General features: G+C 73.6%; 1 protein-coding gene (cut by a window edge). It reads left to right on the top strand.

The features are described 5' to 3' along the window. Nucleotides 1-12,884, top strand: the end of a protein-coding gene (locus tag BMY97_RS04890) for a type I polyketide synthase (protein WP_091613167.1). Its footprint begins 15,022 nt before the window's first position; 12,884 of the gene's 27,906 nt are visible here — the last part of the coding sequence; the start codon falls outside the window, past its left edge; its stop codon occupies nt 12,882-12,884. The last annotated feature ends 5 nt before the right edge of the window (nt 12,885-12,889 follow it).

The following is a 12,889-nucleotide window of genomic DNA, read 5'->3' on the forward strand; positions in this document are numbered from 1 at the left end:
GCCAGCGCGCGATGGCTCCGGACGGCCGATGCAAGGCCTACGCCGAGGCGGCCGACGGGATGAGCCTGGCCGAAGGCGTCGGTCTCGTGCTCGTGGAGCGGCTGTCCGACGCGGTGCGCAACGGACACCAGGTTTTGGCCGTGGTCCGCGGCTCTGCGGTGAACTCCGACGGCGCGTCCAACGGCCTGACCGCGCCGAACGGCCCTTCGCAGCAGCGCGTGATCCGCCAGGCGCTGGCCAATTCCGGACTGTCCGCTTCGGACATCGACGTCCTCGAAGGCCACGGCACGGGCACGGCGCTCGGCGACCCGATCGAGGCGCAGGCGATCCTCGCGACCTACGGGCGGGACCGGGCGCGGCCGTTGCTGCTGGGTTCGGTGAAGTCCAACATCGGGCACACGCAGATGGCCTCCGGCGTCGCGAGCGTGATCAAGGCAGTGCTGGCGATGCGGCACGGAGTGGTCCCGAAAACCCTGCACATCGACGAGCCTTCGTCGCATGTGGACTGGTCCTCGGGCGCCATCCGGCTGCTCACCGAGCAGATCGAGTGGCCCGACAGCGGCCGTCCGCGCCGCGCCGGGGTTTCGTCGTTCGGGTTGAGCGGCACCAACGTCCACACGCTGCTGGAGCAGGCGCCTGCACTCGAGGCCCCGGCTCAAGAACCGGCCGACGGCGTCGTGCCGGTCCTGCTGTCCGGGCGGAGTGACCAGGCGCTGCGTGACCAGGCGGCCCGGGTGCTTTCGCTGCTGGAGAACCGGCCCGAGGTGCACCCGGCCGATCTCGCGTTCTCGCTGGCCACCTCGCGGTCCGGGTTCGAACGCCGCGCCGCCGTGGTCGCCCTCGATGGCGACGACCTGATCCGTGGCCTGACCGCGCTGCGCGACCGGACGCCGGCCACCGGTTTGGTCGAGGGCACCCCGGCCCGCGGCCGCCTCGCGTTCCTCTTCACCGGGCAGGGCAGCCAGCGTCCGGGCATGGGCCGGGAGCTGCACGAGCGGTTCGAGGTCTTCGCCGAGGCCTTCGACGCCGCGCTGGCCTGCTTCGACGTCGAACTGGACCGCCCCTTGCGGGACATCGTCTTCGCCGAGGCCGGAACGCCCGAAGCCGAGCTGCTGAACACCACCGCGTACACCCAGCCGGCGCTGTTCGCGCTGGAAGTCGCGCTGTTCCGCCTGGCCGAGTCCTGGGGCGTGCGGCCGGACTACCTCGCCGGGCACTCGATCGGGGAGATCGCCGCCGCGCACGCCGCCGGTGTCTTCTCGCTGGAAGACGCCTGCGCGCTGGTGGCTGCCCGCGGCCGCCTGATGCAGGCGCTGCCCGAGGGCGGGGCGATGGTTTCGGTGGAGGCGAGCGAGGACGAGGTCACCCCGCACCTGACCGAGCGCGTGTCGATCGCCGCGATCAACGGCCCGGCTTCGCTGGTCGTCTCGGGTGACGAGGAGGACGCACTGGCCATCGCCGCGCGGTTCGAGGCGGACGGCCGCAAGACCAAGCGGCTCACCGTGAGCCACGCGTTCCACTCACCGCGGATGGACGCGATGCTGGACGAGTTCGCGGCCGTCACCGCCGGGATCGCCTACCAGGCGCCGGAGATCCCGCTGGTGTCCACTGTGACCGGTGCTCTGGCGACCGCCGACCAGCTGTGCGACCCGCAGTACTGGGCCGGGCACGTCCGCGGCACCGTGCGGTTCGCCGACGGTGTCGCCGCGCTGGCCGCCGAGGGCGTGACCACGTTCGCCGAACTCGGTCCCGACGGTGTTCTTTCCGGTATGGCGCAGCAGGTTCTCGGCGAGGGGCCCGAGATCGTGCCGTCGCTGCGCCGCGACCGCCCTGAGGTCACGGCGATCACCACGGCGCTGTCCCGGCTCCACGTCCACGGCGTCACGGTGGACTGGGCCGCGTTCTTCGCCGGTTCCGGCGCTCGCCGGATCGACCTGCCGACCTACCCGTTCCAGCACGAGCGGTTCTGGCCCGAGCCCGGCGAGCGCGTGGTCGCCGCGGACACCGATCCGGTCGACGCGGAGTTCTGGGCCGCCGTCGAACGCGAAGACCTCGGTTCGCTGGCCTCGACACTCGACCTCGACGACCGGACGATCACCGCGATGGTGCCCGCGCTGTCGTCCTGGCGCCGCCGCCGGCGAGATCAGTCCACAGTGGACGAGTGGCGTTACCGGGCCGGGTGGAAGCCGCTGCCCGCCACCGCGGAACGCGCGAAGGCCACCGGCACCTGGCTGGTCGTGACCACTCCGGGCGCCGATGCCTGGACTGACACCGTGGCCGGCGGGCTGGGCGTCGAGACTGTCCGGTTCGAGGTGACCGCGCACGATCGTGCCGCGCTGACCGAACAGCTGCGGCCGCTCGGCACCGGGTTCGCCGGGGTGCTTTCCCTGATGGCACTGGACAGTGAGACGGCAAGCGGGCCCGTAACGGTGCCCGCCGGGCTGACGCGCACCGCCACCCTGGTGCAGGCGCTCGGCGACGCCGGGATCGTCGCGCCGCTGTGGTGCGTCACCCGCGCCGCGGTGGCCATCGGGTTGTCCGAGCAGGTCGCCGACTCCGTCCAAGCGGGTGTGTGGGGCTTCGGCCGGGTGGTCGCGCTCGAACACCCGGACCGCTGGGGCGGTCTCGTCGACCTGCCGGCCGAACTCGACGACCCGACCGCGCGGCGGCTCGCGTCGGTGGTGGCCGGTGCCGAGGACCAGGTGGCCGTCCGGGCTTCCGGAGTGTTCGCGCGGCGGCTGGCCCACCGGCCGTCGGGTGGTCGGGAAACCGGCACTTACACGCCGTCGGGCACCGTGCTCGTGACCGGCGGGACCGGTGCGCTCGGCGGGCACGTCGCCCGCTGGCTCGCCGGGGGCGGGGCCGAGCACGTCGTCCTGCTCAGCCGCCGCGGGCCGGACGCTCCCGGTGCCACCGAACTGGACGCCGAACTCACCGGCCTCGGCGCCGTCGTCACCATCGTGGCCGGCGACGCCGCGGATCGGGACACCCTGGCCGAGGTCTTCGGCCGGTTCCCGATCAGCGCGGTCTTCCACACCGCCGGGGTCGTGGAGGACACCGTCGTCGACGCGCTGACACCGGAGAAGTTCGCTGCGGTCTGGCGGTCGAAGGTGGTTTCGGCACAGGCACTGGACGAGCTGACCCGCGACGCCGACCTCTCCGCGTTCGTGCTCTTCTCCTCGACCGCGGGCACGCTCGGCGCGCCCGGGCAGGGCAATTACGCGGCGGCGAACGCGACCCTGGACACGCTCGCCGAACAGCGCCGCGCGGCCGGGCTCCCGGCGACCTCCATCGCCTGGGGACCGTGGGCCGACGGCGGCATGGCCGACGGAGCCTCGCTCGGCAGTCGTCTGCAGCGCGGTGGCTTCGGCCTGCTGACGCCGGAACTCGCGATCTCGTCGATGCGGCACGCGATCGAGCTGGGCGACCCGGCCGTGGCCGTGCTGAACATCGAATGGGACCGGTTCGCCGAGGCCTTCACCACGCTCCGGGCGAACCCGTCCCTGTCGGATCTGCCGGAGGTCAAGCGGCTCGAGGCGGTGGCACCGGACCCGTTCGAATCAGGGCTGCGCCACCGTCTCGGCCAGCTGCCCGAGGCGGAGCGCGGCGCGGCGGTGCTCGACCTCGTGCGCAGCCAGATCGCCTTGGTGCTCGGCCATTCCGACGCCGCCACGGTCGAGGCCGACCGGGCGTTCAAGGACCTCGGCTTCGACTCGCTGACCACGATCGAACTGCGCAACGCCCTGTCCGCGGCCACCGGCCTGAAGTTCGCCGCGTCGATGATCTACGACTACCCGAACGCGGCCGGGCTGGCGGAGTTCCTGCTCTCGGAGCTGCTCGGCTCGATCGCCGAGCCGGCCGTCCCGGCCGCGGCCCGCCGCGCGGTGGCGGACGACCCGATCGTGATCGTCGGCATCAGCTGCCGTTTCCCCGGCGGAGTGTCGTCGCCGGAAGACCTCTGGCAGATGCTCGCCGACGGCCGAGACGGCATCTCGTCGTTCCCCGCGGACCGCGGCTGGGACCTCGAAGCGCTCGCTGCCGGCGCGTCCGACACCCGCGAAGGCGGCTTCCTCACCGGGGTCGCGGACTTCGACGCCGCGTTCTTCGGGATCTCGCCGCGTGAAGCGCTCGCGATGGACCCGCAGCAGCGCCTGCTGCTCGAGACGAGCTGGGAAGCGCTGGAGCGGGCCGGGATCGACCCGGCCGGCCTGCGCGGCAGCGACACCGGCGTGTTCGTCGGCACCAACGGCCAGGACTACACCGGCATGCTGCGGGAAGCCGCCGCGGACGTCCAGGGCCACATCGCCACAGGCAACACCGCCAGCGTGATGTCCGGGCGCCTTTCCTACACCCTGGGGCTCGAAGGCCCCGCGGTCACCGTCGACACCGCGTGCTCGTCGGCGCTGGTCGCGCTGCACTGGGCCACCCGGGCCCTGCGTGACGGGGACGCCTCGCTGGCGCTGGCCGGCGGCGTCTCGGTGATGTCCACTCCGGACTCGTTCGTCGAGTTCAGCGCCCAGAGCGGCCTCGCGCCCGACGGCCGCTGCAAGCCCTTCGCCGACGCCGCGGACGGCACGTCGTGGTCCGAGGGCGTCGGGATCCTGGTGCTGGAACGGCTTTCCGACGCCGTCGCCAACGGGCACGAGGTCTGGGGCGTGGTGCGCGGCACCGCGATCAACTCCGACGGTGCGTCCAACGGCCTCACCGCGCCCAACGGGCCGTCCCAGCAACGGGTCATCCGCGGCGCGCTGGCCGACGCCGGGCTGGGCACGGCCGACGTCGACGCGGTGGAGGCCCACGGCACCGGCACCACCCTCGGCGACCCGATCGAAGCCCACGCGCTGCTGATGACCTACGGCCGCGACCGCGAGGAGCCGCTGCGCCTGGGCGCGGTCAAGTCGAACCTCGGGCACACCCAGGCCGCGGCCGGGGTGGCCGGGATCGTGAAGATGGTCATGGCGATTCGCCACGGCGTGCTGCCGAAGACCCTGCACGTCGACGCGCCGACCTCGCACGTCGACTGGGCAGCCGGCGCGGTCTCGCTGGTGCGCGAGCCGGAGGCCTGGCCCGAGTCCGGGCACGCGCGCCGCGCCGGGATCTCGGCGTTCGGGGTCAGCGGGACCAACGCGCACGTCATCATCGAGCAGGCCCCGGCTGTCGAGCCGGTGACGGCCGACGTGCCGATCACTCCGGCTGCTGTGCCGTGGCTCGTGTCCGGCAAGAGCCGCGCCGCGCTCGAGGCCCAGCTCGACCGGCTCGGCGCCTTCACGGCCGATGCGTCCACTGTGGACGTCGGCTACTCGCTGGCCACCGGCCGGAGCGCCTTCGCCCACCGCGCGGTGCTGCTCGCGGGCCCGGACGGGCTGGCCGAGTCCGCGCGCGGAACGGTGACCTCGGGCAAGACCGCGTTCCTGTTCTCCGGGCAGGGTGCCCAGCGGATCGGGATGGGCCGCGAGCTGTACGCCCGGTTCCCGGCCTTCGCCACGGCGCTGGACGAGGTCTTCGCGCACCTGGACGTCGAACTCGACCGCCCGCTGCGTGAGGTCGTCTGGGGTGACGACGCCGGACTGCTCGACGAAACCGGCTACACCCAGCCCGCCTTGTTCGCGATCGAGGTCGGGCTCTTCCGGCTGCTGGAATCCTGGGGCGTCAAGCCGGATCACGTCGCCGGGCACTCGATCGGCGAGGTCGCCGCCGCGCACGTCGCCGGGGTGCTTTCGCTGGCCGACGCCGTGCGGCTGGTCGTCGCCCGTGGCCGTCTGATGCAGGCGCTGCCGGCCGGGGGAGCGATGGTCTCCGTGCAGGCGACCGAAGCCGAAGTCCGCCCGCTGCTGACCGGCGGGGTGGCGATCGCCGCGGTGAACGGGCCCGCCGCGGTGGTGATCGCCGGAGCCGAGGCCGAGGTGACCGCGATCGCCGGGCGGTTCGAGGCCGACGGCCGCAAGGCCAAGCGGCTGCGGGTGAGCCACGCGTTCCACTCGCCGCTGATGGACCCGATGCTCGACGGCTTCCGCCGGGTGGTCGAGGGGCTTTCGTTCGCGGCGCCGCGGATCCCGCTGGTGTCGAACGTGACCGGGGCGCTCGCCACCGCCGAGCAGCTGTGCTCGCCGGAGTACTGGGTGGGTCACGTCCGGGGGACCGTCCGGTTCTCCGACGGCGTGCTGGCACTGCGCGACGCCGGGGTGTCGACGTTCGTCGAGGTGGGGCCGGACGGCGTGCTGTCCGCCATGACCCAGCAGGTGCTCGACGACGGCACCGAGCGGGTCGCCGTGCCCCTGCTGCGGGCGAACCGCGACGAGGAGACTGCGATCTCCGCCGCGCTCGGCGCCCTCCACGTGCGCGGTGTGCCCGTGGCCTGGGAGGAGTTCTTCGCCGGGACGGGTGCGCGCCGGATCGCGCTGCCGACGTACGCCTTCCAGCACGAGCGGTTCTGGCCGGAAACCCCTCTGCCGCGCGCTGCCGGGGTTTCCACCGACCCGGCCGACGTCGAATTCTGGTCCGCCGTCGAGCGGGAAGACCTCTCGTCGCTGTCCACGATCCTCGAACTCGATGACGACTCGGTGGCCGCGATGGTCCCGGCGCTGTCGAGCTGGCGGCGCAAGCGGACCGACCGGTCCATAGTGGACGGCTGGCGTTACCGGGAGAGCTGGAAGCCGCTCACCGACCTGCCCGGGGCGGTCTCCGGACGCTGGCTGGTGGTCGTCCCCGAGCGCACCGATGACTGGCTGGACCCGGCGGTCGCGGCCCTCGGCGATGACGTTGTGCAGGTCGGGCTCGGCGACGACGTCAGCGGGTTCACCGCGCGGCTGATCGAAGCGCAGGAGGGCTCCGGCGGCCTGACCGGAGTCGTCGCCCTCGCCGTGCCCGGATGGCCGGCGGACTTGCTGCGGTCCCTGTCCGACGCCGGTGTCGAAGCCCCGCTCTGGTGGGTCACCCGCGGCGCCGTGTCGGTCGGCCGGTCCGATCACCTCGAGCACCCGGACCAAACCGCCGCGTGGGGCCTCGGCCGGGTGCTCGCGCTAGAGGAACCGGCCAGCTGGGGCGGTCTCGTCGACCTTCCCGAGGTGCTCGATTCCCGGGCGGCCCCACGGTTCGCCGCCGTGCTGGGCGGCCGGGAGGACCAGGTCGCGGTCCGCGCGTCCGGGGTCTTCGCCCGTCGCCTGGTCCAGGCTCGTGACGACCACGCCGGATCCTGGACGCCGGACGGCACCGTGCTGGTCGTCGGTGGCGCGCAGGCCATCGGCGCCCAGGTGGCCCGCCGGCTGGCGGCCCAGGGCGCCGACCGCCTCGTGCTCACCTCGAAGCACACCGGTTCGGCTCCCGAGCTGGAAGCCGAACTGGCCGGCCTCGGTGCCGCGGTGACCGTCGTGCAGTGCGACGCCGGTGATCGTGACGCGCTCGCCGCGGTCCTGGACGCGGTCGAGGGACCGCTGACCGCCGTGATCCACGCCGACGACGAGCCCGGCGAGCTGACCGGTGACCTGACCGCCGACGTCGCCGCGGCCGTCGCCGGGGCGGAGAACCTGGACGCGCTGCTCGCCGGCCGTCCCCTGGACGCGTTTGTCCTGTTCACCACGGTCGCCGGGGTGTGGGGCTCGGCCGGACGCGGGACCGAAGCCGCGGTCGGGGCGCACCTGGACGCGCTCGCCCGCCGTCGCCGCGACCGCGGGGAGTCCGCGCTCTCGATCGCTTGGGGCGCTTGGGCCGACGGGGTTTCCGGCAGCCTCACCGGGCACCTGCGCCTCAACGGTGTCCCCGCCCTGGAGTCCGGCCTCGCGCTGGCCGCGCTCGGTCACGCGATCGCCGACGACACCGCCGCTTCCGTGGTGGTCGCCGATGTCGCGTGGGACCGCTTCGCCCCCGCCTTCACCGCGAACCGGCCGAGCACCCTGCTGGACGAGCTGCCCGAAGCGCGTGCGGCGCTCGCGCCGGCCGAGGACGCGGAGTCCGCGACCCTGCTCCGGCAGAAGCTGCGTGCCCTGCCCGAAGCCGGCCGTACCGCCGAAGTCCTCGGCCTGGTCCGCGAGAAGGTCGCGGCCGTGCTGGGACACGCCGGCGCGGACGCGGTCGAGGCCGGCATCGCGTTCAAGGATCTCGGGTTCGACTCGCTGACCGCGGTCGACCTGCGCGGCCAGCTCACCGCGGCGACCGGCCTCGCCCTGCCCGCGACACTGGCCTTCGACTACCCGACGCCCGCCGCGCTCGCCGACCACCTGCGGGCCGAGCTGCTCGACGAGCGGACCGGCGCCGTGGCCACGGTGCCCGCGCCGCGCTCCGTGGACGAAGATCCGATCGCCATCGTCGGCATGAGCTGCCGCTACCCCGGTGGTGTCCGGTCGCCGGAGGACTTCTGGCGGCTGGTGTCCGGTGAGGTCGACGCGATCGGCGCGCTGCCGGTCGACCGGAACTGGCCGCTCGCCGAGCTGACCGGCGACGGCCCGGGCAGCACGCCCGCCCGCGGCGGCGGTTTCCTTTACGACGCCGGGGATTTCGACCCGGGCTTCTTCGGCATTTCGCCGCGCGAGGCCCTGGTGATGGACCCGCAGCAGCGGCTCGTGCTGGAAGGCGCGTGGGAAGCGCTGGAGCGGGCCGGGATCGACCCGGCCGGCCTGCGCGGCACCGACGCCGGGGTGTTCATCGGCGGCGGCAGCGGCGACTACCGGCCGAACGCCGAGGAGAGCGGGCAGTGGCAGACGGCCCAGTCCGCGAGCCTCCTGTCCGGCCGCCTGGCTTACACCTTCGGGCTGGAAGGGCCGACTGTCTCGGTCGACACGGCGTGCTCGTCCTCCTTGGTGGCGCTGCACCTGGCCGCCCAGGCGCTGCGGACGGGCGAGTGCTCGGTCGCGATCGCGGGCGGGGTGACGGTGATGTCCACGCCGGCCAACTTCGTCGAATTCGGTGACCTGGGCGCGCTTTCCGCCGACGGCCGCTGCAAGGCCTTCTCCGACCGCGCGGACGGCACCGGCTGGTCCGAGGGCGTCGGCATGCTGGTCGTCGAACGGCTCTCCGACGCGCGGCGCCACGGTCACGAGGTGCTGGCCGTGGTCCGCGGCTCGGCGATCAACTCCGACGGCGCGTCGAACGGCCTCACCGCCCCGAGCGGGCCCTCGCAGCAGCGGGTGATCCGCAAGGCACTGGCGAACGCGGGCTTCACCGCCACCGACATCGACGCCGTCGAGGCGCACGGCACCGGCACCGCGCTGGGTGACCCGATCGAAGCCCAGGCGCTGCTCGCGACCTACGGGCAGGACCGGGAACGGCCGTTGCTGCTCGGCTCGGTCAAATCGAACATCGGCCACACCCAGGCCGCCTCGGGTGTCGCGGGCGTGATCAAGATGGTGCTCGCGATGCGGCACGGCGTGCTGCCCAGGACCCTGCACGTCGACGCGCCGTCGTCCCATGTGGACTGGAGCAGCGGTGCCGTCGAACTGCTCACCGAGACCCGGCCGTGGCCCGATTCGGGCCGGGCGCGCCGGGCGGCGGTGTCGTCGTTCGGGGCCAGCGGGACCAACTCGCACGTCATCGTGGAACAGGCGCCCGCGGCGGAAGCGGCCGAGCCGGTGCGCGAGACCGGCGTCTTGCCCGTGACTCTTTCCGGTAAGACGGGCTCGGCACTGCGGGAGCAGGCCGGCCGGCTGCTGGCGCGGTTGCGGACCGCGCCGGAGCCCGCGCTCAGCGATCTGGCGTTCTCGCTGGCCACCTCGCGCTCGGCGTTCGAGCACCGCGCCGCCGTCGTCGCGGGTGATCTCGATGAGCTGCTCGGCGGGCTGGCGACGCTGGCCGAGGGCGACACGTCGTCCATCGCGCTGCGGGGGAGCGCCGGGCGCAGCGGCAAGCTCGCGTTCCTGTTCTCTGGCCAGGGCTCGCAGCAGCCGGGCATGGGGGCCGCGCTCTACCGCCGGTTCCCGGTGTTCGCCGAGGCCTTCGACGCGGTCCTGGCGCACCTGGAAGCCCACCTGGACCGGCCGCTGCGCGACCTCGTGTTCGCCGCACCGGCGACCGAGGAAGCCGAACTGCTCGACCAGACCGGGTACACGCAGCCCGCGCTGTTCGCCGTCGAAGTGGCGCTGGCCCGCCTGGTGCGGTCCTGGGGCCTCGAGCCGGACTTCGTCGCCGGGCACTCGGTCGGCGAGCTCGCGGCGGCCCACGTCGCCGGGGTGTTCTCGCTGGCCGACGCGTGCACGCTGGTCGCGGCGCGCGGCCGGCTGATGCAGGCGCTGCCGGCCGGGGGCGCGATGGTTTCGCTCCAGGCGACCGAGGACGAGGTCACGCCGGTGCTCACCGCCGGTGTCTCCATCGCCGCGGTGAACGGCCCGAGGGCGGTGGTGATCGCCGGTGACGAAGCCGCCGTGACCGCGATCGCGGGCCGATTCACCGCCGACGGGCGAAAGACTAGGCGTTTGCGCGTCAGCCATGCGTTTCACTCGGCTCATATGGACGCCATGCTGCAGGACTTCGACCGGGTCGCCCGGCGAGTGTCGTACACCGCGCCCGTCGTGCCGCTCGTTTCCGCCGTCACCGGCGAGGTGGCCGACGCGGAGCGGCTGTGCGACCCGGGCTACTGGGTCGGCCACGCCCGCGAGGCGGTCCGCTTCGCCGACACGGTGAGCACGCTGGCCGGGAACGGCGTCACGAGGTTCCTCGAAATCGGCCCGGACTCCGTGCTGTCCGCGATGACCCGGGACAGCCTCGGCGAGGCCGACGCGCTGGTGGTTCCCTTGCTGCGCAAGGACCGTGACGAGGAGACGACCGCCGTCACCGCGCTGGCCCGGCTGCAGGTCGACGGCGTCAGCCCCGCCTGGTCCGGCTTCTTCGCCGGAACCGGCGCGCGGCGGGTGGACCTGCCGACCTACGCCTTCCAGCACGAGCGGTTCTGGCCCGCGGCCACGGCCGAGGCGAGCGGCGGCAGCGAAGCCGACCACGAGTTCTGGGCCGCGGTGGCGAAGGAGGACTTCGGCTCGCTGGCCGCCACGCTCAACGTCGACGGCGACGCGCTCTCGAAGGTGCTTCCCGCGCTGATGGACTGGCGGCGGCAGCGCACGGAACAGTCCACGGTGGACGGTTGGCGGCACCGTATCGGCTGGCACCCGCTCACCGCGGCGCCCGCCGGCGACCTCGCCGGAACCTGGCTCGTGCTCGCCCCGGCCGGCAGTGCTGACGAGTGGGTCCCGGCCGCGATCGACGCGCTGGGCAGCGACGCGGTCCGCGTCGACGTCCCGGCCGGGCAGGACCGGGAAACGCTGGCCGGCTCGCTGAGCGCAGCCGGTACGGACTTCGCCGGTGTCGTGTCGCTGCTCGCCATGACCGACTTCGAATCGGGTGTGCCGGCCGGGGTCACTTCGACTGCCACGGCGCTGCAAGCACTGGGCGACGCGGGAATCACCGCTCCACTGTGGAGTGTCACGCGGAGCGCGATCTCCGTGGAGCCCGGCGAGGCACCGGTCCGTCCGGACCAGGCCGGGGTCTGGGGTCTCGGCCACGTGGCCGCGCTCGAACACCCGGACCGCTGGGGCGGTCTCGTCGACCTGCCCGAGGTCGCCGACGCCCAGGCGGCCGAGCGGTTCGCCGCGGTGCTCGCCGGGCTCGACGGCGAGGACGAGGTCGCCGTCCGCGCGTCCGGCCTGTTCGGCCGCCGGTTGAGGAAAGCCGAAGCGCACGGCTCCGCCCCGGTCTGGGAGCCCAGCGGGACGGTCCTGATCACCGGCGGCACCGGTGCGCTGGGCCGGCAGCTCGCCCGCAAACTCGCCCGTGACGGCGCCGAGCACTTGCTGCTCGCGAGCCGCGGCGGTCTCGACGCTCCCGGCGCCGCGGAGCTGCGTGACGAACTCACCGCCACCGGGGCGCGCGTCACGATCTCCGCCTGCGACGTCGCGGACCGGGCCGGACTCCAGGCCATGCTCGACGGCGTCCCGGCGGAGTACCCGTTGACCGGCGTCGTCCACGCGGCCGGTGTCCTCGACGACGGGGTGCTCGACGGGCTCACCCCGGACCGGTTCGAAGCGGTGTTCCGGTCGAAGGTCGGCTCGGCGTTCCTGCTCGACGAGCTGACCCGGGACCTGGACCTGAAGGTCTTCGCGCTGTTCTCCTCGGCGTCGGGCGTGGTCGGCAACCCCGGCCAGGCCAGCTACGCGGCGGCGAACACCGTGCTCGACGCGATCGCCGAACGCCGGCACTCGCTCGGCCTGGCGGCGACCTCGATCGCCTGGGGCGCTTGGGGCGGCGAGGGCATGGCGTCGAACGCCCACGCCGAGGAGGCGGCCCGCCGCACCGGCATCGGGGCGATGGATCCGGAGCTGGCCTTCGCCGCGCTCCGCCAGGTTGTCACCGAAGACGAGCCGACCGTGCTGATCGCCGCGGTCGACGCGGGCCGGTTCAGCGCCACCGCCCGGCCGAGCGCGCTGCTGCGGGAAATGCCCGGCTACAACGAGCTGGCCGCCGCGCCCGACGCCGGGATCGGCTTGCGGGCCAAGCTCGCGGACCTGGCCGGCGGCCAGCGCTTCGAGACCGTGCTCGACCTGGTCCGGGCACGCGCGGCGGAGGTGCTGGGCTACACCGATGTCGAGCTGGTCGGCGCGGAGAAGGCCTTCCGGGACCTCGGTTTCGACTCACTCGGCGCGGTGGAGCTGCGCAACCAGCTCAACGCCGCGACCGGGCTGAGCCTGACCTCCACGCTGGTGTTCGACCATCCGACCCCGGCCGCGCTCGCCGAGCACATCCTGGCCGGAGTGCTGCCGGGCGAGACGGCCCAAGACGACGGCGAAGACGACGACCTCCGGGTTCCGTTCGCTTCGGCGGAGGAAGCCGGGCCGTCCATCGACACGATGGAGATCGACGACCTGGTCCAGGCGGCACTCGACGGCCAGTCCGACCGGTCGAACGACTGACGGAG

It is taken from the genome of Amycolatopsis saalfeldensis (assembly GCF_900110575.1).
Lineage (GTDB): Bacteria > Actinomycetota > Actinomycetes > Mycobacteriales > Pseudonocardiaceae > Amycolatopsis > Amycolatopsis saalfeldensis.